This is a genomic window from Arthrobacter sp. Soil_C_49 (genome assembly GCF_057656635.1).
On sequence record NZ_JBDGJZ010000018.1, the window covers coordinates 67,570 to 90,755 of the forward strand.

General features: G+C 59.8%; 23 protein-coding genes and 1 pseudogene. 19 read left to right on the forward strand and 5 right to left on the reverse strand.

The annotated features are described in order from the left end of the window. Nucleotides 1–377: 377 nt before the first annotated feature. The 4 genes from AC3A4Z_RS21010 to AC3A4Z_RS21025 all read right to left on the reverse strand — a co-directional run bounded on the left by AC3A4Z_RS21010 (nucleotide 378) and on the right by AC3A4Z_RS21025 (nucleotide 3,209). Nucleotides 378–1,313 carry a dihydrodipicolinate synthase family protein gene (locus AC3A4Z_RS21010; RefSeq protein ID WP_498714037.1) on the reverse strand — a complete coding sequence of 312 codons (936 nt, stop codon included), beginning with the start codon at nucleotides 1,311–1,313 and terminating at the stop codon, nucleotides 378–380. 72 nt (nucleotides 1,314–1,385) lie between these two features. Further along, nucleotides 1,386–2,171 (reverse strand): SDR family oxidoreductase, encoded by a 786-nt coding sequence (locus AC3A4Z_RS21015; protein WP_498714040.1) that lies wholly within the window; start codon nucleotides 2,169–2,171, stop codon nucleotides 1,386–1,388. 192 nt (nucleotides 2,172–2,363) lie between these two features. Next, a complete protein-coding gene (locus AC3A4Z_RS21020) occupies nucleotides 2,364–2,492 on the reverse strand; it encodes a hypothetical protein (RefSeq protein ID WP_498714042.1) in 129 nt (42 codons plus the stop codon). Nucleotides 2,493–2,552: 60 nt separating this feature from the next. Then, nucleotides 2,553–3,209: a GntR family transcriptional regulator gene (locus AC3A4Z_RS21025; RefSeq protein ID WP_498714044.1), complete on the reverse strand. Its 657-nt coding sequence runs from the start codon at nucleotides 3,207–3,209 to the stop codon at nucleotides 2,553–2,555. Between the two features lie 310 nt (nucleotides 3,210–3,519). Here AC3A4Z_RS21025 and AC3A4Z_RS21030 point away from each other — a divergent pair, with 310 nt between their 5' ends. The 19 genes and pseudogenes from AC3A4Z_RS21030 to AC3A4Z_RS21120 all read left to right on the forward strand — a co-directional run bounded on the left by AC3A4Z_RS21030 (nucleotide 3,520) and on the right by AC3A4Z_RS21120 (nucleotide 21,850). Then, nucleotides 3,520–4,596, forward strand: coding sequence for an ABC transporter substrate-binding protein (locus tag AC3A4Z_RS21030; protein ID WP_498714046.1), 1,077 nt, complete (start codon nucleotides 3,520–3,522; stop codon nucleotides 4,594–4,596). 159 nt (nucleotides 4,597–4,755) lie between these two features. Then, nucleotides 4,756–5,415 (forward strand): ABC transporter permease, encoded by a 660-nt coding sequence (locus AC3A4Z_RS21035; RefSeq protein ID WP_498714048.1) that lies wholly within the window; start codon nucleotides 4,756–4,758, stop codon nucleotides 5,413–5,415. Then, on the forward strand, nucleotides 5,412–6,185 hold the full coding sequence (locus AC3A4Z_RS21040; protein WP_498714051.1) for an ABC transporter permease: 774 nt from the start codon (nucleotides 5,412–5,414) through the stop codon (nucleotides 6,183–6,185). Before AC3A4Z_RS21035 ends, AC3A4Z_RS21040 begins: the two co-directional genes overlap by 4 nt. A gap of 17 nt (nucleotides 6,186–6,202) precedes the next feature. Beyond that, nucleotides 6,203–7,012 carry an ABC transporter ATP-binding protein gene (locus tag AC3A4Z_RS21045; RefSeq protein WP_498714052.1) on the forward strand — a complete coding sequence of 270 codons (810 nt, stop codon included), beginning with the start codon at nucleotides 6,203–6,205 and terminating at the stop codon, nucleotides 7,010–7,012. 104 nt (nucleotides 7,013–7,116) lie between these two features. Further along, nucleotides 7,117–7,911: a carbon-nitrogen hydrolase family protein gene (locus tag AC3A4Z_RS21050; protein ID WP_498714054.1), complete on the forward strand. Its 795-nt coding sequence runs from the start codon at nucleotides 7,117–7,119 to the stop codon at nucleotides 7,909–7,911. A gap of 12 nt (nucleotides 7,912–7,923) precedes the next feature. Then, nucleotides 7,924–8,589 (forward strand): RraA family protein, encoded by a 666-nt coding sequence (locus tag AC3A4Z_RS21055; protein WP_498714056.1) that lies wholly within the window; start codon nucleotides 7,924–7,926, stop codon nucleotides 8,587–8,589. A 129-nt stretch (nucleotides 8,590–8,718) separates the two neighbouring features. Continuing rightward, a complete protein-coding gene (locus AC3A4Z_RS21060) occupies nucleotides 8,719–9,471 on the forward strand; it encodes an HpcH/HpaI aldolase family protein (RefSeq protein WP_498714058.1) in 753 nt (250 codons plus the stop codon). 64 nt (nucleotides 9,472–9,535) lie between these two features. After that, entirely contained in the window at nucleotides 9,536–10,999 is a 1,464-nt protein-coding gene (locus AC3A4Z_RS21065) for an NAD-dependent succinate-semialdehyde dehydrogenase (RefSeq protein WP_498714060.1), read from the forward strand. Between the two features lie 41 nt (nucleotides 11,000–11,040). Further along, complete coding sequence (locus tag AC3A4Z_RS21070; protein ID WP_498714062.1) at nucleotides 11,041–11,589, forward strand: thiamine pyrophosphate-binding protein; 549 nt, start codon at nucleotides 11,041–11,043, stop codon at nucleotides 11,587–11,589. Further along, the gene (locus tag AC3A4Z_RS21075; protein ID WP_498714064.1) at nucleotides 11,586–12,161 is read left to right on the forward strand and encodes a thiamine pyrophosphate-dependent enzyme; all 576 of its coding nucleotides are present in this window, start codon (nucleotides 11,586–11,588) and stop codon (nucleotides 12,159–12,161) included. The genes AC3A4Z_RS21070 and AC3A4Z_RS21075 overlap by 4 nt, the downstream gene beginning before the upstream one ends. Nucleotides 12,162–12,221: 60 nt before the next feature. Then, nucleotides 12,222–12,446 (forward strand): hypothetical protein, encoded by a 225-nt coding sequence (locus AC3A4Z_RS21080; protein WP_498714066.1) that lies wholly within the window; start codon nucleotides 12,222–12,224, stop codon nucleotides 12,444–12,446. 86 nt (nucleotides 12,447–12,532) lie between these two features. Continuing rightward, nucleotides 12,533–14,530, forward strand: coding sequence for a primary-amine oxidase (locus AC3A4Z_RS21085; protein WP_498714068.1), 1,998 nt, complete (start codon nucleotides 12,533–12,535; stop codon nucleotides 14,528–14,530). A gap of 2 nt (nucleotides 14,531–14,532) precedes the next feature. After that, a complete protein-coding gene (locus AC3A4Z_RS21090) occupies nucleotides 14,533–15,057 on the forward strand; it encodes a hypothetical protein (protein WP_498714070.1) in 525 nt (174 codons plus the stop codon). Between the two features lie 90 nt (nucleotides 15,058–15,147). Continuing rightward, a complete protein-coding gene (locus AC3A4Z_RS21095) occupies nucleotides 15,148–16,659 on the forward strand; it encodes an aldehyde dehydrogenase family protein (protein WP_498714072.1) in 1,512 nt (503 codons plus the stop codon). Between the two features lie 130 nt (nucleotides 16,660–16,789). Further along, complete coding sequence (locus tag AC3A4Z_RS21100) at nucleotides 16,790–17,407, forward strand: AMP-binding protein (protein WP_498714074.1); 618 nt, start codon at nucleotides 16,790–16,792, stop codon at nucleotides 17,405–17,407. Beyond that, complete coding sequence (locus AC3A4Z_RS21105; protein WP_498714076.1) at nucleotides 17,289–18,392, forward strand: AMP-binding protein; 1,104 nt, start codon at nucleotides 17,289–17,291, stop codon at nucleotides 18,390–18,392. Before AC3A4Z_RS21100 ends, AC3A4Z_RS21105 begins: the two co-directional genes overlap by 119 nt. Nucleotides 18,393–18,481: 89 nt before the next feature. Next, nucleotides 18,482–19,668: pseudogene (locus tag AC3A4Z_RS21110) on the forward strand (acetyl-CoA C-acetyltransferase). A gap of 104 nt (nucleotides 19,669–19,772) precedes the next feature. Further along, nucleotides 19,773–20,978: an acyl-CoA dehydrogenase family protein gene (locus AC3A4Z_RS21115; RefSeq protein ID WP_498714078.1), complete on the forward strand. Its 1,206-nt coding sequence runs from the start codon at nucleotides 19,773–19,775 to the stop codon at nucleotides 20,976–20,978. Between the two features lie 116 nt (nucleotides 20,979–21,094). Continuing rightward, the gene (locus AC3A4Z_RS21120) at nucleotides 21,095–21,850 is read left to right on the forward strand and encodes an SDR family NAD(P)-dependent oxidoreductase (protein ID WP_498714080.1); all 756 of its coding nucleotides are present in this window, start codon (nucleotides 21,095–21,097) and stop codon (nucleotides 21,848–21,850) included. Between the two features lie 936 nt (nucleotides 21,851–22,786). Here the strand turns inward: AC3A4Z_RS21120 and AC3A4Z_RS21125 are convergent. Further along, nucleotides 22,787–22,945 carry a hypothetical protein gene (locus AC3A4Z_RS21125; RefSeq protein ID WP_498714082.1) on the reverse strand — a complete coding sequence of 53 codons (159 nt, stop codon included), beginning with the start codon at nucleotides 22,943–22,945 and terminating at the stop codon, nucleotides 22,787–22,789. Nucleotides 22,946–23,186: the final 241 nt, after the last annotated feature.

The following is a 23,186-nucleotide window of genomic DNA, read 5'->3' on the forward strand; positions in this document are numbered from 1 at the left end:
ACCGGGAAAAGTTTCATAAAGCCGGAAAGCGCCGACTAACTAAGAGGCCACCTCAACAACAATAGGGAGACGCGGCAAACACCAATCTTGTTCACCAAATTTACCCATGGACCGACGCATCTATAACCGACGCGTTGCAGAAGCTCGCCAAATTGAACTACACCCAAAGCTGACATACGGCTCCTTGCCAGGCGCTCCCAACAACCGGAATTGGTCGACGTTTGAACGAGAAGTCCGGTCTGCCCGCCCGCAGCCAGGACAGTACAGCTCGATAATAAGGTGTTGACGGTTCGCTGCGCTTGGATTCGAGTACCTGCGATCCGGGATTCAGATCCTCCAGCTCTGCATAGTCCGCCGGAAGTTTGATTTCGGAAGTTTTAGGCGTCGAGTTTGGCGCGTGGGTCGTGCCTTGCTACCCGGGTGAGGAGGTATTCGACTTCGGATTTGGCCGTTTCGGTCAGTTTCCCGCCGGGGCTGCGCTGGGCGTCGGAGGTAAGAACGCCGCGCCTCTTCAGGATGTATTTGCGCACTGCAAGGCCAGCGGCGCCGGGTTGCTGTTCGTATCGGATCAGCGGGAGGTGAGCGTCGAAGAGGTCGTGGGCTTGGTCGCGGTCGCCGTCTGAGGACATGCGGACCACGTCAACGAGCATTTCCGGGAAGCAGTATCCGGTCATGGCACCGTTTGCACCGCGTTCGACTTCGAAGTCCAGGAAGGCTCCGCCGAAACCGCAAAGGATGGACAGGTGCGGGATCTTGCCGCCCTCTTCCAACGCACGGAGCTGGCTGATCTTTTCCAGTCCGGGCCAGTCCTCGTGCTTGAGCATGACTGCATTTTCGTTCTCGACAGCGATCCGGCGGATGACGTCCGTTGCCATGATGACCGAGAAGGTCAGGGGGAAGTCCTGGATGACGAACGGGGTGTCCTTGCCGATGGCTTCGGCGGCCCCGCGGTAGTAGTTCACGATCTGGTCATCGGTGCGGAGCGAGGCTGGCGGGGCGATCATCACGCCGGCTGCGCCGAGGGACATCACCTTCGCGGAGAGGGCTCCCATGGCGGCGTAACCGGGTGCGGACACGCCAACGATGACAGGAAGGTCCGAGCGGCTGATGAAGCTTTCGGCGACGGCTTCTGCTTCCTCGGTGGTGAGTTTGGGTGCTTCACCCAGAGCTCCGAGGACGGTGATGCCGTTGACGCCGGCGTCTTTGTAGAAATCTACGAGTCGGTCAATGGAGGGGAAATCGATCTCTCCGTTGTCCAGGAAAGGCGTCGGGGCGATCGCGTAGACGCCCTTTTTCGTGCGGTTGAGTTTCATGGCGAGCGTTCCTTCATTGGTGGTGGCCGGCGTATGCCGTCCACCATGTGCAAGGCCCGTGGAGGGTCCGGGTTAGACGCTGGGGATCAGGCCGCCATCGATTCGGACGACGGAACCGGTGATGTATGAGGCGCCCGTCCCGGCAAGGAACGTGACGGTCTGGCCGTATTCGTCCGGGTTGCCGTAGCGCTGGACTGGGATGGAGGCGGTGCTTTCGGCCGTGACGTCAGCGACGGGGCGGTTCTCCCGCTTGGCTTTCGCCTCGTCTAGGGCGGCGATGCGCCCGGTTGCGATGCGTCCCGGGAGGACAATGTTGGAGGTGATCCCGAACGGGCCAACTTCCCGGGCCAGGGTCTTGGACCAGCCGACCAGGGTAGAGCGCAGGGAGTTGGACAGTCCCAGGTTCGCAATCGGGGCGATGACTCCGGAGCTGGTGCTGGTGATGATGCGGCCCCAGCCGCGTTCCTTCATGCCCGGGAGCACGCGGTCTGTCAGCGCGATGACGGGCAGGACCATGGACTGGAAATAGGAGTTCCAGGTCTCGGTGGGCTGTCCGTGCACCAGCGTGGGGGGCGGGCCGCCGGTGTTGTTGACCAGAATATCGATCGGTCCGAGCTCCGCTTCGATCTGGGCGATCTGACGGTTGACTGCGCTCACGTCGGCAAGGTCCCACGTGAAGGTCTTGGCTGTGCCGCCGACGGCGTTGATGGCGGCCGTGGTCACGTCTGCGTACTTGGACTCGATGTCGGCAACTGCTACCTTGACGCCTTCGGCTCCGAGGGACCGGGCAATAGCTCCGCCCAGTCCTCCGCCGGCGCCCAGTACCAGGGCGATCTTGCCATCAATTCCTAAATCCATACTGATTCCTTAAGTTGTGTCGCGTCCCGCAGGACGCCTTAGTGCTGCGTTGCGGCAGTTGCCGATCGACTTTATGGAACCGCCGCTCGGCGTCAAGGACGTGCGTCCGACAACGGCGTTGAGGAAGTTAGTGAATCCGTCGGTGTCAATGTCCTCCAGCCCGCAGTAGAGCTCCTGACGCAAGCCCTGGCTCTAGGCAGCGATCAGTGCCCCAACGGCCAGGGCTTCCAGTCCCTTGGTCAGGACCGTCCTGAGCAGCCTCAGTGCGATGGCGTCGCCGGCCGATGCGTCTTTAGGGGCGCGGCTGAAGGACCTTTGCATTCGTCGAGTGACAGGACAGGAATACTGTTTGTCAGCGCATTGTTCGGGACATGTCAGCTGTCAGCGGCCGGCGCCTGAAAATTCGCTGAGACTGTAACGCAAGTGCTCGCGGAGAAGTCCGCTTAACCCTTCGAGGTCCTTCCGCTCCAGGGCATCGACGATGTCGTGGTGTTGGTGCCGATTGAGCTCGAGATAGGACTCGGAGCGGAGCAGCGAGCTGGACCGATTGAGCATGCCCCACTGATTGACGCGCCATAAGGTCTCAAAGAAGTCTGTAAGGGCTCGATTATTTAGCGTTTGTACCAACGCGCCATGGAAGGCTTGGTCTGCAGCTTGGTATGCGAAGTACGCATCGATGTCTGGGAAATCATTGAGTGTATCCATCAGTTTGAGGTTCTCGTACATGGCAGCAGGTACAACAGAGTCTTCTCGAGCGCAGAAGTCGGAGGCGGCGAACGATTCAACCATGAATCGGGCGTCATACGCGTCATGAAGGTCGGCCAGGTTGAGCTCTCGGACTTGTGCTCCTCGTCTGGGGACAAGCTTGATGAAACGCTCGCCCTCCAAGCGGTTGAAAGCCTCACGCGCCGGAGTTCGTGATACTCCTGTGGCATCGCAAACAGTCGCTTCATCGATGAAACTTCCGCCTGGGAGGCTGCCGTCAACGATCCGGCGGCGGATCCAAGAGTAGGCCTTGTCGACTGCGGTCTGCTTCATGTCCAACTTCCCTGTTCCAAGATTAGCTCGGCGCTACTGTCGGGCAGCTCCGTCTTAGGATTCTTGCAGAAAAATCGAAATTAGGCACCACGTATACGAAAAAAATGTTCTTTACATGCATGCAATCTCGCGGTAGCGTTTGGACATCAGCTTGTAACATGCGTCACGTATATTTCTTATATACATCGATCGGCGCCTCGCTCACGCCGTGGTGGCAGGCCATGATGTGACCTTCTAGGGCTCTACACCACAAGCTATGGAGTGCCTAGGTTTACCTGAACATAAAGACTCTTCCGGCTTAAGGAACACTGTGAAAAAACTAATGAAGCCCTTGGCAGCTATTGGCATTGGCCTCACGGCCGTGGTCGCGCTGGGGGGTTGTGCTTCCAGCGGCTCCGAGACCGAGGCCGTCAGTGCAGTCCAGGCGGCTATGGACGGTGTCACCTACAAATGCGACGCCCCCAACGCGGACAAAACGACAGCAGTGAACGTGACCGCCTTGCCTATCGTCAGCAACGGCGCCCTCTATGCCGGCATCGACCAAAAGTTCTTCGCCAAACATGGCCTCGATGTCAAGATTTCCACCGTCAGTAATCTTGCGGGCACGATCGCAGCCGTCCAGGGTGGGACTACCGATTTCGCTTTCACTGGGACCTTTGCTGCATTCCAGGCCATGGACAAGGGAATCCCGCTGACCATTGTTGCGCCATTCGCTGGCATCGCCCCAGGATATTGGGACAAAATGAAGGCCGGCACACCAGGTTATACCCGGGAGATCACAGCACTTCTCGCCGCACCGAACAGCGGAATCAAAGACCCGGGAGACCTGAACGGCAAAACTGTTGCCGTGGGGGATGTCCAAGGCCAATCAGAGCTTGTCACCCGGTCAGTGATCAAAGCCCATGGCGGTGACCCCAATACTGTGAAGTTCACGGTCATGAGTTTCGGGGACGCGATCAATGCCCTTATGGCCGGCAAAGTCGACGCCGCATACGCCGCTGAACCCCAAATGACCCCAGCGGAAGCAGCCGGATACAAGATCATCTCGTGGCCGACCGTCGAAACGGTCAAGGAAGGGCCGACTTCGGCAATGGTTTCCTCCAGCGAATACGTCCAGAAAAACCCGGAAACTGTTGCACGTTTCAACTGCGCCATCCGTGAGGCGACCACCTTTGCAAACGGAAATGCCGATGTCATCCGGTCAGTCACCGAGCGCGAACAGAAGGCTGCGCCGGGAAGCCTGGCCAAGGCTGTCGTTCCCTACTTCTATGACTCGGTTGACATTGAAGGCTTGAAGCGCTTCTATGCCCTCACCAAGGACGCCGGCTTCGTCCAGAATGATCTGGACATTCAGTCCGTAGTCATTCCGCAGGCTCTGAAAAAGTAATCGAAGTATCAAATACGAAAGCTTCCGATGAAAAGCAAGAAAACAACCTTTGTCCTCCAGAATCTGCTAGGAGGCCTAGCCGGCGCAGTCTTGTGGCTCGCGGCTTGGGAGTGGTTCACAGTGCAGGGACCATTAGCCGGGATAGCTGGCGTTCCGACCATGACCGGAGCGGTCAGCCAGAGCCTCACGCTGGTGAGCGATCCTGCTTTTTGGGCGGCCATCGCCGACACCATTTCCATGGCGTTCAGTGGACTGCTCATCGCTCTCGTCATTGGCCTGGTCGTAGGACTCATTACGGGCCTCTCGCGGGGGGCGAACGAAGCTCTTGATCCAATGATCCAATTCCTCCGCCCTCTGCCCGCAGTCGTGATCCTTCCCCTTGTGTTGCTCATACTCGGGCCCACACGTGAGCTTGGAATTTTCCTGGCAGCGTTCGGAGCCGTCTGGCCGATTCTCGTTCAGGTCCAGGCCGGAGTCCGAGACGTAGACCCCATCGCGCTGGACACAGCACAGGCCCTGTCGCTGTCGTGGTTCAAAACGCAAGTGTCGGTCGTGATCCCCAGCGCCGTGCCCTACATCATCACCGGCATCAAGATAGCTGCCAGCGCCGCACTCCTACTCGCCATTGGCGCGGGACTGCTAGGTGGAGCCCCCGGCCTGGGCAAGCGGATCCTGATAGCGCAAGAAGCAAACCTGCCCGATCTCGCCTTCGGCCTGATTTTGTGGGGCGGCGCACTAGGCATCGCCCTCGCGCTTCTTCTGACCCTGGCCGAGAAGTCACTCGTGCGCGGGCGCCGTTCCCTCGAGGAGTATTCATGAAAGCGTTGCGCAAGACAATCATCGGAGCGCTCATCCCCGCCATCGTCATCGCGGCCTACTGGATATGGACTACTGCAAAGAGGAATCCATATTTTCCTTCACCGGCCCGAATTATTGAGAGGTTTCAGGACCTCTGGCTTTTCGACCGCTTTGTAAGCGACGTCCTTCCGAGTCTGGTCAACCTTGTCTCCGGATATACCCTGGCAGTCGTGGCGGGAATCGCCATCGGCGTGGCCCTTGGCAGGATCCGACTGCTACGCCTGCTCTTCGCCCCCCTGCTTGACTTCGGACGCTCGGTGCCAGCCATCATGCTGATACCTGCCTTTGTTCTGGTCTTAGGCATTGGGGACGCGTCAAAAGTTGCCATCATCGCTCTAGGCGCGTTTTTCCCCGTCGTTTTGGCCACCATGGACGGGCTGCGGCGCACTGACCCGGCCCTGCTTGATGTAACCCGTTCCATGCTGCTGTCCCGTTGGAAGGAAATCCGCGTGGCGTGGCTCCCTTCGGCAGGACCGTCGATGGCCGGCGGAATGCAGACTGGACTGCAATTTGCCTTCATCCTCATGGTGGCGAGTGAAATGTTAGCGGCCTTCCATGGCCTCGGATACGTCACCATGCAGGCACAGCAGACCTTTGACTCAGTGAGCGTCTGGGCGGGAATACTGTTACTAGCCATCCTGGGTTTTGCCTTAAACGCAGTATTCACTGTCGCCCGTAACCGAATTCTCAAGTGGCATGTTGAAAGCCGCGCCGCTGCGCGAGCACGATAATCAGGAGATCCGTAGCTATGAACAGCAAACAACCCATTCGCCTGCAAATCACCGGGCTTTCGAAGACCTACGGGTCCGGAAGTACCGCGAACGAAGTGTTACGGGACATCTCTTTTGACGTACACGTCGGGGAATTCGTCTGTCTCGTCGGACCGTCCGGAGCAGGTAAAACGACTCTACTTCGCTGCCTGACGAGCCTGATGCCGTCCAGCGCCGGCCAAATACTCCTGGACGGCAAGGCCCTGACCGGACCGAGCCCTAGAATTTCGATCGTCTTCCAGGAATACACGCGTTCACTGATGCCCTGGATGACCGCCGAGAAAAACGTCGGGCTGGCCCTGGCCAATCGAAAGCTATCGAAGGCCGAAGTCCGGAGAATGAGCCGAGAGGCCCTCGCGAGCGTGGGGCTGGAGGGCTCCGAGGGGCGCTACCCCTGGCAGCTCTCGGGTGGCATGCAGCAGCGTGTCGCCATTGCCCGGGCACTCATCACCGAACCCGAAGTGCTGGTCATGGATGAGCCCTTCGCTTCCATTGACGCCCAGACAAGACTGGAGCTCGAGGACCTGACGCTCGCACTTCAGCGCGATCGAAACATGACGGTAATGCTGGTCACCCATGACATCGACGAAGCAGTCTACCTCTCAGACAGGATCGTCGTACTCTCCAAAAACCCGGCAAGCGTCCAGGAAATTGTGACCGTGGATCTCGGGGCCGAACGAGACCAATTCTCCACCCGCGAAAGCCATCTCTTTGGCGAACTTCGATCACACGTGCTGGGTCTGATCCGCGAGTCGCAAAGCCGCGCCAAAGCCGCAGCTCGCAAGTAACAGCAGAAAGGTATACGGCTACAAAAGGCCAAGGCCTACTTCAATTTCGAAATATACGTGGCGCATATGCAAAATATGCACTTGGGCCACACGGAAGGCACATCATGCGTTTGAGTATGGGACAGATCGAATCGACCCCGGACAAGTCGGCCAACCTTCAGAAGATCCGTGAAATGGCGGCGGAAGCTTCTCTGGCTGGTTCACGACTGATTGTTTTTCCCGAGTTCGCAATGTACGAGCAATCCGCGATTGACAAGACATTTGTGGCGGCAGCAGAGCCTCTGAACGGCGCCTTTACTACTGCCCTCCGGGAAATTGCCCGCGAACACAGCATCGCGATTGTCGCCGGCATGCTCGAAGAAATCCCCGGGGAGGACAGATTTTACAACACCATCTACGCCACAGACGATTCAGGCGACTACATAGGCCACTATCGCAAGGTGCACCTTTACGACGCCTTTGGCATCAGGGAGTCCGACATCGTGCGTCCTGGTGAAAATGCACCGGTTACTTTCGACATTGACGGCATCACCGTCGGAATCATGACCTGCTACGACGTCCGTTTCCCTGAGATCGCCCGTGAGCTCGTGGACCGTGGCGCCCACCTGATGCTGCTTCCCTCCTCCTGGACCCCCGGCCCGCGGAAGGAAGACCACTGGAACGTCCTTTCCCGTGCCCGGGCCATCGAGAACACTGTGTACCTCATGGCCGTTTCACAGGCACCGCCCCTCTCCACTGGCGGCAGCCTCTTTATCGATCCGATGGGAATCGTCTTGGGCGAACTGGGCGAGGAACCTGCTGTCGGCACCTACGAGCTCGACCCGAAGCGGCTTGAAACAGTACGGCTGAAGAATCCCTCGTTGACGGACCGCCGTTACACCGTCGCAAGGTCCCGGTAGAGGAGAGAAGAAATGTTCAAGATAGGTGAAGTACCCGAGGTCCACAGCAGTGCAATTCTGGACACAGCCAAACGAGTGATGCCTTCCACCATCGGACACATGCAGGACAGGGGCTTCGCTCAGGGCCTCAAGCCGCTTACATCGGCTGATCGCTTTGTAGGGACGGCGTTCACCGTCCGTATCCCTGATCGCGACTCGGTCGCCGTCCACTACGCGGTGGACCACATTCGTCCAGGACACGTGGTGGTCATCGATATGGGCCCCCATGTCGACCGTGCCTGTGTCGGGGCAATGGTTGCCTTCACCGCAAAGGCACGCGGCGCCGCAGGAATCATTGTGGATGGTCGGGCAACTGATCTGGGCGACCTGCAGGAATTCAATCTCCCCGTCTTCGCGAGGGGAACCAGCGCTCTGACCACCAGCATGATGGGAATCGAAGGGGACGTAAATGTACCCGTGTCCATCGGAGGGACAACAGTGCTGCCAGGGCAACTGGTCATCGCTGACCCTGACGGAATCCTCTTCATTGACACAGACGACTTCCTCTCACTGTCCGATCGCGCCATGAAGGCCCAGGAATGGGAAGAAGGAGTCAAGGCCAACGTTCTTGCAGGACAGTCTCTGAGTTCACAATCGCGGGCTGAGGAACTGATGGCCGACCGTCTCGTCTTCGTCTGAGTCGGTGCCAACAATCCTTTTTCATTGGTCAAGCTTGCCGTCCAGTACCTTCAGCGGCAGCCTCAAACTTCGAATGCATGCAACGCCGTTGCATCGCAGAGATGCAAACAACTGAAAGGCAGGTCACAGATGACGACTTTGGGATTTTGGTTAACTGATGCCAGTGCGCCGGCCGCGGATATCGGGGCAGAATTGGGCTTTGATTTCGTTGTACTTGACGTCGAACACGGAATGTTCGACCTCGCAGCCCTGGAGCGCTTCGTGCCGCTCCTGAAAAACCTGGGCCTGGAAGTGTTCGCGAAAGTTCTCGGTCCGGAAAGAGGACCCATCCAGCAGACCCTCGACTTCGGGTGTGATGGTGTGATCATTCCCCACGTTGAGAACCTCGAGCATGCCAGGCAGGTCACTGAATTCTCGAAGTTCCCACCCCTGGGTAAACGGAGTTTGGCCGGTGGACGGACTGTCAAGTGGGGGGCGATCACAGATGAATGGGTTGCCGAGCAGGACTCGAAGACACTTTGCTTTCCTCTCATTGAAGAGGCAGGAGCTGTTCGGGACATCGAAGCAATAGCGGCACTGGACACAGTCGATGGAATACAGATCGGGCCTACCGATCTCTCCATGAGCAGGGGACGTGGCGCCTACAAGCAAACGCCGGCTGATTGGGAGGACATCAACCGGTGCGTCGACGCCTTCAACGCCGTGGGGAAACCTTGGCTCTACCCAGGGTGGAGCGCTGCGGAACAGGAATGGGCACTTTCGCGCGGTGCATCCCGAATCATGATTTCGATGCAGTACTACGCCCTGATGGGTGCCTTCCGGCAGGCGAAGGACGCCTATGACGTTCTCGCTCTGAGCGCCCGCTCCTCGGTTGCGAAATAGAGCACCCGTGCGGTCCGTCCTGCGTCGGCGGGCGCGGGCCGCGGAAATGTCAAAGATTGGAGAAATGATGAGTCTTCCCTCCTCGCTCACGCTGCCAAGGACCGACCTCTACATTGGGGGAACTTGGCTTCCGGGCAGTTCCGGTGCCAGGATTACTGTCCGAAACCCCGCCACAGAAGAGCCCATTGCAACCGTCGCCGCGGCAGGCAAAAGTGACGGCATAATGGCTCTGGACGCAGCCGTGAAAGCCCAGCCTGAGTGGGCATCGACGCCCCCGCGTGTTCGCGCGGACCTGCTTCACGCTGTGTACACAACCATCCTGGACAGAAGCGATGAATTTGCTGCACTCATCGTTGCGGAGATGGGGAAGCCCTGGTCCGAAGCAAAGTCCGAAGTCGAGTACGGTGCCGGTTTCTTCCGGTGGTTCGCGGAGTCGGCAAACAGACTTCACACCCAGGGACAGTTTGGGGTCGAGCCCGGGGGCCAGTACCGAATCGCTGTGTCCAAGCGGCCTGTAGGGCCCTGCCTCCTGATCACTCCATGGAACTTTCCACTGGCCATGGGAGCACGGAAAATCGCCCCCGCACTGGCGGCAGGCTGCACAGTCGTGCTGAAGCCGGCAGAGCAAACTCCGTTAACCAGCCTCCTGCTAGCTGAAGTACTCGAAGAGTGCGGTACTCCTCCCGGGGTCGTAAACGTCATAGCCACCAACGATTCCCCCAATGTAGTGGCCACGATCATGGAGGACCCCAGGCTGCGTAAGCTCTCTTTCACCGGTTCAACAGAGGTAGGAAAGATCCTGCTGCGGCAAGCGGCCGAGAATGTACTGAACACGTCCATGGAGCTCGGCGGAAACGGTCCCCTGATTGTTTTTGACGACGCCAATCTAAACGAAGCCATTAACGGTGCCATGGTCGCGAAATTACGCAACGGAGGCGAGTCCTGCGTCGCGGCTAACCGGATATTCGTTCAGCGGAACATTGCGGAGGACTTCATCCGGCTATTCACGGCTAGGATGCGGGATATCAGCATCGGCGACGGGATTGATCCGGCCGTCCAACTCGGACCCCTCATTGATGACCGCCAACTGGCAAAAGTCAGCTCCCTTGTCAAGGACGCGGTGGCCCGAGGTGCTGTTTGCGAGTTGGGCGGCGAAGCCGATGACCGACCTGGCTACTTCTTCCAGCCCACTGTTCTCCATGGAATCCCTAAAGAGGCAGACCTGCGCACTGAGGAGATCTTCGGTCCAGTCGCGGCGATCTACGTTTTCGACACAGAAGAAGAGGCCATTTCGGAGGCAAACGACACTCCCTTCGGGCTCGCTTCGTATGTTTTCACTCGTGACCTTAACCGGGCACTTCGCGTCGCCGATGCTCTAGAAGCGGGCATGACTGGCATCAACCGGGGGGTAATCAGCAATCCCACGGCTCCTTTTGGCGGCGTGAAGGCCTCCGGACTCGGTAGGGAAGGCGGCATGGAGGGCCTCGAAGCGTACCTCGAAACGAAATACACCGGAATCCAGATCTGAAGTCCGGACCCTGAACACACGCCTTCTCAAAGGAGATATTCATGACAACCATTACCCAGGAACGCCACCACGAGGTGGTTGACGCGCTGATCGGACTTAAACCTGACGGCATCGCCTACGTGCCCAGCGCGAGCATCGCACCGATCATTAACGGGGTGCTGGACGCCCAGCGCAACGGTGATCTTCCCCTGGTTTACCCGGTGTCCCGGGAAGAAGAGGCAGTAGGCGTCGTTGGCGCTTACCCGTTTGCGGACAAGTTCGGTGTGATCATCATGCAAGACAACGGGTTCGGCAACGCCCTGACAGCACTTACCACATTTGCTGTCTCCTACCACCTACCCCTGCTGATCGTGGCCAACACGCGAGGCGGGCTGGGCGAATACAACTCGATGATCCACAGCATTTCCGCGCCCGTGCCCGAACTGCTCCGCTCCACATCCATCCCGGTGTTCCAGATTGACCGCCGAAACGGACCCGAGGACTGGGGATCAACGGTGAAAGAGGCCGGGAACCACGCCCGGATGACCTTCCGACCTGTCGTAGTTCTGATGGAGTTCTTCGACCCCAAAGATGAAAAGGCAAAAGCATGAAGCGCATTGAAGCCTTGCGCGTACTCGTAGACGCGACAAGCGACCTTCCCGTTGTGGCCACGTGCGCGGCGACCAGCCGCGAACTGGCCTCCATCGAAGACCGGCCCAACCACCTGTATCTTCTCGACGCCATGGGCTTGGCCATTTCAGTCGGCACCGGCCTTGCACAGGCCATCGACGGCACTCCCATCTCCCGGGCCGTTGTCATCGAAGGCGACGGATCGCTCTTGATGAACCCCGGCGCAGCTATCACAGCGGGTTACCTGGCGCAGGAAAACCTGGTCATCGTGCTCCTGGACAACGGCGTCTACGCCTCTACCGCCAGCATCCCGACACAGGCAGAAAAACTGGACCTCGGCCGGATCGCCGAATCAGTGGACCTGAAGGTTCTCCGCGCGGGGAACAGCGAGGAACTTGAAGTAGCCCTAAAGGAAACCCTGACAGCTCCCGGGCCGTGGTTCATCCACGCCCGAACCGAACCGGGCAACGAGCCAGGCACGAAGCTACTCCTGATCGACCCCGTCAGCCACGGTGACCGCTTCAGGCGATGGCTCAGCGAACGCATGGGATGAAATACCGGTCTTAGTAGACGCACTTACTCGCCCGCAGAGCACACTGTCTGAAAGGCACTCATGGAACCCGACTGCATCAGTTACCCGGGCAATGGTCACTGGCCCGAACTGACGCCAGGCGATCTGGTCACAGTGAGCGGGAACGAACAGCTTCTCTATCAGGGCATCGTCGACGACCGCACTGACGACGGAACCACCGTCTGGATCCTTCCCAATAATGACCACCGGAAGTTACTCCACATCAGCGACGGAACGCACATCTCCAAAATCGCAGAAGACGCCTAACCAAGAACCGATGACATCACCGTTTGAGTACAAGCCGTCCCCTCCCCGCAGTTATGAACTACTGCACATATAAGAAGGAAAAGGATATGAATCTTCCTGCTGTCGATACCGGGGCGCATGCGCCGGGCCATTTGAACGAAAACCCCGGCTCCCCTCTGTCGGATCTGCGGGCTTTCGAGTTCGTTCAGATCCGCGAGATTGTCTCGGCGGAGCCCATGTTTACGCCCACGACCCGTTTTGCGTATGTGGGGTTGGAGGAGCCGCATAAGCGCGAAGTCCTCGCCTTCAATGAGGGGACGGGTCCGCGTCCTGAGCGTCTTGCCCGGGTGATGTTGTTGGATATGGCTACCGGGGCTTCCACGGACAGTATTGTCTCCCTTGATCAGGGTCGTGTGGTCCGGTCTGTTGACATCGACTCGGGTGAGGGGCAGGTGCCGATTCTGTTGGAGGAGTTCGACGCGATCGCCGGGATCTGTGCGGAGGATCCTCGCTGGGTTCAGGCGTTGGCAGACCGTGGGACTGTTCCGGAGAAGGTGATGTGCATTCCGCTGTCGGCGGGTTCCTATGGGTTTGAGGAGGAAGTCGGGCGGCGCATCGTGCGCGTGCTGGCGTTCCGTCAGGATTACCCCGAAGACCATCCGTGGGCGCACCCTTTGGAGGGTTTGTGCGCTTATGTTGACGTTACGGACCGGAAGATCACGCGGCTCATTGACACAGGGGCTGTTCCCATCCCGGTCGAGTCCGGCAACTTTGATGATCCCAAGGTTCAAGGTGAACCGTTGGCGTCTTTGAAGCCGATCGAGATCAGCCAGCCAGAAGGCCCGAGTTTCAGTGTTGATGGTGAGTCGGTGAGTTGGGCGAACTGGAAGTTCGACATCGGCTTTGATGCCCGGGAAGGACTGATTCTGCGCAACCTTTCCTTCACTGATGACGGGGAGGACAGGCCGGTCATTTACCGTGCCTCGATCGCTGAGATGGTCGTACCGTACGGTGACCCGTCCCCTATCCGGTTCTGGCAGAACTACTTCGACCTCGGCGAATACCTTTTCGGACGGTTCACTAATTCACTTGAGCTGGGTTGTGACTGCGTGGGCGAGATCAAGTACTTCGACGCAGTCCTGGCCGATGAGGCCGGCACCCCGTACACCATCAAGAACGGCATCTGCATGCACGAGGAGGACTTCGGAACCCTCTGGAAGCACTCCGATATGTTCACGAACTCCAATGAGGTCCGCCGGTCCCGGCGCCTGGTCATCAGCAGCTTCACTACCGTGGGCAACTACGATTACGGTTTTTACTGGTACCTCTACCTGGATGGCACCAACGAGCTTGAGGCAAAGCTCACCGGCGTCCTGTTCACCTCCGGCTACACCGAGGCCGGCGCCCCCTATAACTCCGAGGTGGCCCCCGGATTGGGCGCCCCGTACCATCAGCATCTGTTCAGCGCACGCCTGGACATGATGGTCGACGGCGTGGCCAACGCCGTTGATGAAGTGGACGCTGTGCGCCTTCCCTACAGCGATACCAACGACCGCGGGGAAGCGTTCACCAAATCAGTCACGCGCCTTGCCACTGAACAAGCAGCGGCCCGGGAAGCCAAGGGCTCCGTCGGCCGGGCCTGGCACATCGTCAATACCGAGAAGACGAACCGGCTGGGCCAGCCCACCGGATACGTACTGTATCCGGATGACAAGCCCACACTGATGGCGGACCCGGACTCCTCGCTCGCAGCGCGGGCAGCCTTTGCCACCAAGCACCTGTGGGTCACCCAGTATGACCCGGCCGAACGCTACGCTTCAGGGGATTTCGTCCACCAGAGCCCCGGAGGCGGGGGACTCCCGGCCTTCACCGCCTCGGACCGTTCCGTGGACGGGGAGGACATTGTCCTCTGGCACACCTTTGGGCCTACGCATTTCCCCCGCCCTGAGGACTGGCCGGTCATGCCCACCGACTACGCTAAATTCACCCTGAAGCCCTATGGCTTCTTCGGCAAGAACCCGGCGTTGAATGTCCCGCCCAACAAAGCCGCTGCAGGACATTGCACAACTCCGGCCGCCGCTGACGCCCACGGGTGCCACGGCTAGTCGTGGTTGAAGCCCTGCATCTGGGGACCGTCGGGCTGGCCGCGGTGGGTGCCTGTTGCACCGCCGCGGCCAGAACCCGGGGGAAAGTCCTCGACGTCGCCAATTCACTGGTCATGCTCATAGCAATGATCGACGCTGTTGCCGGGTTCATTTTCCTTCCGGCCGTCGGGTGGTCGCTGGCCATGCTCACCGGGGTGATGGCCTCGGGCCTGGCTCAGCACCTCAGGCGGGGTCTTCGTCACCCGCCGGAGCGGCAGGGCATGAGGGTGCATCGGAACATCGGTGCCATCTTGATGGCCGGGCTGCTGATCTGCATGGACGCCATGGCCCATACCTCCCCAGCCGCGGGACACGGTATGCACGGCACCGCAGACCTGCTGGGAGTCCTTCTTGGCCTCGGATCGGCCGCATATGCTGCCGCCGGCTTGTGGCAAGCGTGCAGAGATCAAACAATCGGGCGCCCTGACCGCATTGAGGCGGCGGTGATGGGGCTTTCAGTCCTCATCATGGCCGTCATCGCTTTCTAGCATCCGGAGCTGCGGCTTCGGCAACGGGCAAAACGAATTCCCCTACGACCCACTGCTACACCCGGATATATTACAAAGGAGTTATATCTCATGACAACTACAGCAGATTCGGCCACGCTCATCGCCGTCCGTCCTGACGTTCTTGAATTCACGGCGGGCCCGAAGCAGATGTATATCGGCGGTGAGTTCGTCGACGCACTGTCCGGGCGGACGTTTGAAACAGTTGACCCGGCCACCGGCGAGGTTATTACCACCGTTCCTCACGCCGGGGCTGAGGATGTGGACCGGGCCGTGGCGGCTGCCCGGTCCGCGTTTGAGGCAGGTGCCTGGCGGCTGATGACCCCGGCGCAGCGCCAGCGAGTGCTGTGGCAGATCGGTGAGGGCATTCTGGCCAGGGCCGATCAGTTCGCCCAGTTGGAATCAATTGACAACGGGAAATCCGTCGGTGTTGCCCGTGCGGTGGATGTTGCATGGGCGGCGGAGATTTTCTTCTACTACGCCGGGTGGGCGACCAAGATCGAAGGGCGCACGATCCCTGTTTCTGTCCCGTGGGCACCAGGTGGACGGTTCCACGCGTTCACCCTGCGGGAGCCGGTGGGTGTGTGCGCCCAGATTGTGCCGTGGAATCTTCCCCTCGTCATGGCGGCCTTCAAGGTCGCACCGGCGCTGACCTGTGGAAACACGGTCATTCTCAAGCCGGCGGAACAGACACCCTTGACTGCGCTGTTGCTGGCAGAGGTTATTGACGGGCTGGGTCTGCCGGCGGGTGTTTTCAATGTCGTGACCGGATTCGGTGATGCCGGCGCGGCTCTGGCTGCCCATGACGATGTTGACAAGGTGGCCTTCACCGGCTCGACCGAGGTGGGAAAGAAGATCGTGGCGGCTTCACAGGGCAACTTGAAAAAGGTGTCGCTGGAACTCGGGGGCAAGAGCCCGCAGGTCGTGTTCGCCGACGCTGACCTGGATGCGGCGATTCCTGGCACCGCCAGTGGCTTCTTGTTCAACCACGGCCAGGCCTGCACCGCGGGTACCCGGTTGTTGGTTGAGGACAAGATCTTTGAGGAGTTTACCCAGGGTGTCGCCGAGGTCGCGGCATCGCAAAAGATCGGCTCGGGGATGGACACCACCACCGATATCGGGCCCCTGATCTCGGGCGAGCAGCTGGATCGGGTCACCGGCTATATCGATGAGGGCCTCTCCGACGGCGCGCGTGCTTTGTCCGGCGGCAAACGCCACGGCACGTCCGGCTTCTATGTTGAGCCGACCCTGCTGGTGGATGTGAACAACAGCTTCAGCGTATATCGGGAAGAGATTTTCGGTCCGGTCGCTGTTGCCGTTCCGTTCAGCGCCGCCGACGGGGTCAAAGCCGCGGCGAACGACACCCCCTACGGTCTGGCTGCCAGCGTCTGGACCCGTGACATTTCCAAGGCGCACCGGGTGGCATCCGAAATCCATTCCGGCACCGTCTGGATCAACTGCCACAACGCATTCGACACGGCCCTGCCGTTCGGAGGCTACAAGCAGTCAGGCTGGGGCAAGGAACTCGGCGAAGGCGCGATCGACATGTACACCCAGAGCAAATCCGTCAACATCGCGCTCTAACAACTAACCAGCACACCTGCATGGGTCCCGGCACGCTGCCCGGACCCATGCAGGCAAGTTTCACCTGGAGCACACGGGCGTGGAGCGCCTCGTCTTCATGCCACCCTCATTACCCGGAGGAGATTTTCAGATGCCCGCACCCGTCCTCACCGTCGAGGCCGCCCTTAGCCGGTACACCACCTCGGATGCCTGCGCTGCCGAGCTGCTTTGCGACACACATGACCCCGTTGCCATCGCCTTCACCATTATCGAAGCCGACCTGTCCAGCGAAGACATCACCTACGGGCAACTCCGCGAGCGTTCCGAACGGGGAGCTGCCGCCCTGGCGGAACTTGGCGTCGGACCCGGCGACGCTGTCGCCACCCTGATGGGCAAATCCGCCGATCTGGTCGTCATGCTGCTGGCCATCTGGCGGCGCGGGGCCATCCACGTACCCTTGTTCACCGCGTTCGCGTGGCCGGCCATTGAACTTCGGCTGAATGCATCACGGGCCAAAGTCGTCATCACCGATGCAGACCAGCGCGAAAAACTCCAAGACACAACCGCCGCCATCCTGGTGGCCGGAAGCCACGCAGCGGCACCGGACCTGGCTTTGGCTCCGCTCCTGGCAACCCAGCAGCCGGGTATCCGTGCCGAGGCCGTGGGTCGAAGGCACCCTGGTGATGCTCTTTACCTCCGGGACCACCGGTACCCCCAAAGGCGTCCCGGTCCCGCTCCGCGCCCTGGCAAGCTTCCGCCAATACGTTGAGCTCGGCCTGGACGTCACCGAAGATGACGTGTTCTGGAACGCGGCGGACCCTGGCTGGGCCTACGGACTCTACTACGGAATCCTGGGCCCCTTGGCCGCAGGCAGGCGCAGCCTCCTGCTTCATGCAGGGTTCTCCCCCGAATTGGCCTTTGCTGTGCTTGAACACTTCAAGGTGACCAACTTCGCCGCCGCGCCCACCGTTTACCGAACGATGCGTGCCAAATCGGACGCCGCACCAAGTAGCCTGCGGCTACGCAGGGCTTCCTCAGCCGGAGAGCCTCTGACCCCGGAAGTTATTTCCTGGGCAGAAGAAGCCTTCGGCGTGCCGGTCAGGGATCACTACGGACAAACTGAGCACGGCATGATGATCATCAACGCCTGGCACGATGACGTACGCAAAGACCTTCGCCCAGGCTCCATGGGACATCCACTGCCGGGATGGACCTGCGCTGTTCTAAAAGACGGATCGGACGAATTGGCCGGTGTCGATGAGCTGGGGCGGGTTGCCGTGGACGTCTCCGCAAGTCCAATGATGTGGTTCACGGGCTACAAGGACGCCCCTGAAAGGACAGCCGAACGCTTCAGCCAGGACGGGCGCTGGTACCTCACCGGTGACGCCGGAAAAACCGACGCCGACGGATACTACTATTTCTCATCGCGCGATGATGACGTCATCATCATGGCCGGATACCGCATTGGTCCGTTCGACGTAGAGAGCGTCCTGTCCACCCACCCGGCAGTCCTCGAAAGCGTCGTCATCGGAGCACCGGATGAACTTCGCGGAGAAGTCCTGGAAGCCTATGTCGTCCTCAAAGAGGGCGCCACAGGCACTGAATCCCTCGTCGCCGAACTTCAGAAACTCGTCAAAACCCAGTACGCGGCGCATGCCTTTCCACGGCGGATCCATTTCGTGGAGGATCTCCCCAAAACACCTTCAGGGAAGGTCCAGCGATACATCCTCCGGAAACAACGCGCCACCCAGTAGGAAACACCCGACTTGGAGTCCCCGGCGCACCCGGACCGCCACCCACTCCGTGAGCACCACCAAGCGCACTATGGAAGGATCACAGCAGCATGGGAGAGAACACCACGCAACCATCCGGCCCCCGCCCCGGAGACGTCGTCATCGTCGGCGGCGCCCGGACACCCCTTGCCCGGATCAACGGCCAGCTCGCAGGACTCAGCGCCGTTGAACTCGGCGCCCTGGCCGTAGCCGGAGCACTGGAAAATCAGGGATCAGTCCCAGCCTCGTTGACGCCGTGATCATGGGCCAGGTCGTTCAGGCAGGTGCCGGGCAAAACCCGGCACGGCAGACAGCCATCAAAGCCGGCATCGGCTGGAACGTGCCGGCAACCACCATCAACAAGGTCTGCCTGTCCGGACTCACAGCTGTCATCGACGCCGCCAGGCTCATCCGCGCCGGGGACGCCCAGGTGGTCGTGGCCGGTGGACAGGAATCAATGAGCCAGGGCCCGCATCTTCTGCCCCGGTCCCGACAAGGCTGGACCTACGGCAACACCGTAGCCCTGGACTCCGTCGCCAATGACGGCCTCACCGACGCCCACGACAAGGAACCAATGGGTTCTCTGACCGAACGCGGCAATACTTTCCACAGGATCAGCCGGGAAGAACAGGACCAGGTGGCGGCCGCCTCCCACCAACGCGCCGCCCAGGCAACCAACAACGGAATCTTCAAAGATGAAATCATTTCCATCACCATCCCCCGCCGCAAGGACGAACCCCTCGTAGTGAGCAACGACGACGGCGTACGGCCCCACACCACCGCCGAGACGCTCGCTGGGCTCCGCCCCGCCTTTGCCGCCGACGGATCAATCACCGCCGGCAACTCCTCCCAACTCTCAGACGGTGCAGCCGCCCTGATACTCACCAGCCGTGCCAACGCCGACAAGCTGGACCTGGACATCATCGCAGTCATCGGCGAACCGGGGCAGGTCGCCGGGCCCGACAACTCCCTGCATTCCCAGCCCTCCAACGCCGTCAACGCGGCATTGACCCGCTCGGGCTGGACCACGGAAGACCTGGACTTCATTGAAATCAACGAAGCATTCGGTGCCGTCGCCGTTCAATCCCTCAAAGAACTTCGGATCCCGCTGGACAGGTGCAACATCCACGGCGGTGCCATAGCCCTGGGCCACCCCATCGGTGCATCCGGTGCCCGGCTCGTCGTTCATGCCGCCAACGAACTAAGAAGCCGCGGCACAGGCCGGGCAGCCGTGGCCCTCTGCGGCGGAGGCGGATAGGGCGAAGCACTCCTCCTTTACCGCAACTAACCCAACACGAAGCAAACGCCTGCCAGGCGGTGCCCGGTTCGGCGCATTGCGGGCATAGCCACGGAAAGGCAATCATGACTCCTCTTAAAGAAGCCCTTCAACCACCAGCTCCATTAGTTGGGGGCACAGTCCCGTATCCGGATGCTGATCTGCTCTTTATAAAGGATCTGCTCTCCGATGCCGAACAGCAGCGCCTAACGGCGGCCCGGGAGTTTTTTCAGAGCGAAGTACGCCCTATCGCCGTCGATTACTGGAACCGCGCCGAATTCCCGTTCGACCTGCTGCCCAAACTGGCTGCCCTGCAGCTGTCCGGAGGGAAACCTGAAAACCATCTGCTATCGGGACTGATCCAGATGGAACTCACCCGGGCAGATACCTCCATCTCCACCTTTTTCGGAGTCCACCACGAGTTATTTGCCGCCGCCATCGAGCAACTCGGTTCCGACGCGCACCGGGAAAAGCTCCTGCCTGACCTGCTGGCGCTGAAGAAAATTGGTGCCTTCGCCTTAACGGAGCCGCTGCACGGCTCCGATATCTCCCGGCACATGGAAACAACGGCCACCCGCGACGGAGATGAATGGATCCTCAACGGATCAAAACGCTGGATCGGGAACGGCACGTTCGCAGACTATGTCCTCGTATGGGCCACAGACACTGCGGACGGGCAGATCAAAGGGTTCATCGTCGAAAAAGAACGCGAAGGTTTCCACGCTCAACCGATCGCGAACAAAATTTCGGTACGCATCGTCCAGAACGCAGACATCACCCTGCAGAACGTGCGAATACCCTTCACAAACTGGTTGCCGGGCACCGAAACATTCCGCGACACCAACACTCTTCTGATGAACTCCCGTGTATGGGTCAGCTGGCAGGCCGTCGGCCAGCAGCTCGCCGCCTTCGACGTGGCACGGGCCTATGCCCTTGAACGACAACAGTTCGGAAAACCCATCGCCTCCTTCCAACTCATCCAGGACCAGCTGGCAAGGATTTTGGGCAACGCGACCATGTCCCTGTCACTGATGATCCAACTGGCAAGACTGCAGGAGTCCGGCCGGCTGACCATGGACCACGCCGCCCTGGCCAAAGCCACCTGCACCGAGCGAATGAGGGAATCCGTGGCTTTGGGACGGTCCGTCCTAGGCGGAAACGGCATCAGCACCGATTTCGAAATGGCCAAAATTTTCGCCGATGCCGAAGCCATCTATTCCTATGAGGGAAGCCAGCAGATCAACACACTCCTCGTCGGACGGGCGGTCACCGGAATCTCAGCCTTCGCCTAACGCTCAGGCGCGGCGTTGTGCGCTTGCGGCATTTGCAGCAACCGAACCTAATACCGCCGCGACCATAGTTACCGGCGCAACCATAAAGGCCACGGGCCTCAGAACCAGGAGTTCCAATGCAACTTGAAAATACCGCAGCGATAGTCACGGGAGCAGCTTCCGGCCTGGGAGCAGCCTGCGCCCGGGCCCTGGCTAAACACGGCGTCCGCGTTGTGGCCATCGACCTCAATGCCGCCATTAGAAAAGCCGAAACGGTCGAAGGCGTCGAGTACTTTGAAGCCGATGTCACGAGCCCGGAGGATATCCGACAGGCGGTGGTCACTGCTTCATCAGCGGATCCTTTGCGGATCGTCATCAACTGTGCAGGCATACTTCCATCGCACCGCATACTCAGCAAAGCCGGGGTCCACGACTTGGCCTTGTATGCCAAAGTCATTGAAGTAAATCTCGTAGGAACATTCAACGTGCTCGCGGCTGCCGCAGAGGCAATCGCACAGACCGATCCGGATCAGGACGGCCAACGCGGAGTCATTATCAATACAGCCTCCGTCGCGGCCTACGAAGGGCAAATCGGGCAGGTCGCCTACGCATCCTCAAAGGCCGGGGTCGTGGGAATGACACTTCCTGCTGCCCGGGACCTTGCACAGCATGGCATACGCGTGAACACCATCGCCCCAGGGATCGTCGAAACACCCATGATGGAAGCAGTCAGTGAAGAGTTTCGCCAAAGTCTGGCAGCCGGCGTCCCCTTCCCAAAGCGACTTGCCCGACCCGATGAATTCGCCCAACTCGCCCTGGCCATCATCGACCACGACTATCTGAACGGCGAAACATTCCGCATGGACGGAGCCCTCCGCATGGCACCGAGATAAGGAACCGCCTGCGCACCCAGGGCTTCGCAAGGCCGTGGTCCCGGTTCTCCGCGGTCGTCTGAGAAGGAGAGGATCGAAGTGCCTTCGGACGCAGTGAATTCTCCGTTCTCGGGCATACCTCTGGTGCTTCGATACGGGGCTGCGGCAAGACTCGAGGCATTTGACGTGGCCGCGAATCGCAAGTTCGGCACAGGTCGGGTCCTTTAGCCGGATCGCGTCGAGGACCGACTGATGCTCGCTGATGGAGGCCCGTACCCGGGCAGTCAGGTGGGGCCCCTGCGACATATCTGGACTGGATGCGCTCGGCTTGGCTAGGTCCGCCAGCTGGCTGTCCGTCCCAGCGTGCCAACCAGATTCACCACCGCCGGGCTGCCCATTGAACTTCAGCCTTGCAGCGATGACTAAACGGACATGCAGTTACTTCGCTGTGGTCCATGCCATCTTTTCTCCGCCGTAAAAGGCGAACCTCCAGGTCTACGACTGCCGCAAGGATGACTTTTAGATGGGAAGAGGAGCAAACAGTGAAGCCCCCTACTGGGAGAGGCCGAAGCGCTGGCGAGGACAAGCGCTCTGGATCGCCGCAGCATCTCCAACCGGAACTTGTTGTGGTCGTCCTTGGCGTGATGTACCCAAGTGTCCTCCCACCGCCTGTCGAAGGTAACACCCACCTTGATCCGATACCCCTACCGCCTGGTTCGGTCACGGGCCGGCAAAGCGTGGGCGTTGTCTTCTACGACCCGCTGTCTTCCAGTAGGAACGGTGATGAGGTAACCCGGGCCGCGAAGTATGGGAGGAATTCTAAAGGCCACGGCGGCGTAAACCGGACGGAGGCCCAGAAAGCTGTTGCTCGCGATTTGGCTTTGCTTTCGATAGGAAAACGCTGGTCGTCCCCGCCTCTCGACTGCCATCATTTTTCGGATACCAGAGCCCGGTCGATTACCCGTCCCGATCGAACGAATTAAGGAAGGCTTTGTCACGCCAATGTCTTTCGAAATCTTCGACTGGAAAGGGATCAGGCCCGGTGATGAGGTTGAGGTGCTCGATGACAGCCTTGTCGTTGCACGTGGAGTAATCGAAGACATGGCTTCGGATCATAGCCTCATCCGGCTCAAGCTCTCCTATGGGAGAGGTGGACGAACATACCGCCGGGAGGACGGCTGGCAGGTTCGTACTATCCGCCGAGAATAATGATCTAAGCCGTGACGGTCAATCACTCCTTACCTGCAGTTTCTGGGCTTTTCGACCTTTCCACGTGAGGCACACCCCAACCTGACGCCCCAGACCTTTGGCCCTTGACGATCGTCTAGGAAGGCCCTAGAACTCAGTCCAACACGGT

Bases quoted from the DNA above. Each gene is read 5' to 3' on its own strand.
- AC3A4Z_RS21040 (WP_498714051.1), top strand. From the start codon at position 5,412: ATGAAAGCGTTGCGCAAGACAATCATCGGAGCGCTCATCCCCGCCATC.
- AC3A4Z_RS21015 (WP_498714040.1), bottom strand. From the start codon at position 2,171: ATGGATTTAGGAATTGATGGCAAGATCGCCCTGGTACTGGGCGCCGGC.
- AC3A4Z_RS21020 (WP_498714042.1), bottom strand. From the start codon at position 2,492: ATGCAAAGGTCCTTCAGCCGCGCCCCTAAAGACGCATCGGCCGGCGAC.
- AC3A4Z_RS21025 (WP_498714044.1), bottom strand. From the start codon at position 3,209: ATGAAGCAGACCGCAGTCGACAAGGCCTACTCTTGGATCCGCCGCCGG.
- AC3A4Z_RS21075 (WP_498714064.1), top strand. From the start codon at position 11,586: ATGAAGCGCATTGAAGCCTTGCGCGTACTCGTAGACGCGACAAGCGAC.
- AC3A4Z_RS21070 (WP_498714062.1), top strand. From the start codon at position 11,041: ATGACAACCATTACCCAGGAACGCCACCACGAGGTGGTTGACGCGCTG.
- AC3A4Z_RS21050 (WP_498714054.1), top strand. From the start codon at position 7,117: ATGCGTTTGAGTATGGGACAGATCGAATCGACCCCGGACAAGTCGGCC.
- AC3A4Z_RS21120 (WP_498714080.1), top strand. From the start codon at position 21,095: ATGCAACTTGAAAATACCGCAGCGATAGTCACGGGAGCAGCTTCCGGC.
- AC3A4Z_RS21100 (WP_498714074.1), top strand. From the start codon at position 16,790: ATGCCCGCACCCGTCCTCACCGTCGAGGCCGCCCTTAGCCGGTACACC.
- AC3A4Z_RS21115 (WP_498714078.1), top strand. From the start codon at position 19,773: ATGACTCCTCTTAAAGAAGCCCTTCAACCACCAGCTCCATTAGTTGGG.
- AC3A4Z_RS21080 (WP_498714066.1), top strand. From the start codon at position 12,222: ATGGAACCCGACTGCATCAGTTACCCGGGCAATGGTCACTGGCCCGAA.
- AC3A4Z_RS21085 (WP_498714068.1), top strand. From the start codon at position 12,533: ATGAATCTTCCTGCTGTCGATACCGGGGCGCATGCGCCGGGCCATTTG.
- AC3A4Z_RS21125 (WP_498714082.1), bottom strand. From the start codon at position 22,945: ATGATCCGAAGCCATGTCTTCGATTACTCCACGTGCAACGACAAGGCT.
- AC3A4Z_RS21065 (WP_498714060.1), top strand. From the start codon at position 9,536: ATGATGAGTCTTCCCTCCTCGCTCACGCTGCCAAGGACCGACCTCTAC.
- AC3A4Z_RS21045 (WP_498714052.1), top strand. From the start codon at position 6,203: ATGAACAGCAAACAACCCATTCGCCTGCAAATCACCGGGCTTTCGAAG.
- AC3A4Z_RS21060 (WP_498714058.1), top strand. From the start codon at position 8,719: ATGACGACTTTGGGATTTTGGTTAACTGATGCCAGTGCGCCGGCCGCG.
- AC3A4Z_RS21035 (WP_498714048.1), top strand. From the start codon at position 4,756: ATGACCGGAGCGGTCAGCCAGAGCCTCACGCTGGTGAGCGATCCTGCT.
- AC3A4Z_RS21010 (WP_498714037.1), bottom strand. From the start codon at position 1,313: ATGAAACTCAACCGCACGAAAAAGGGCGTCTACGCGATCGCCCCGACG.
- AC3A4Z_RS21055 (WP_498714056.1), top strand. From the start codon at position 7,924: ATGTTCAAGATAGGTGAAGTACCCGAGGTCCACAGCAGTGCAATTCTG.
- AC3A4Z_RS21095 (WP_498714072.1), top strand. From the start codon at position 15,148: ATGACAACTACAGCAGATTCGGCCACGCTCATCGCCGTCCGTCCTGAC.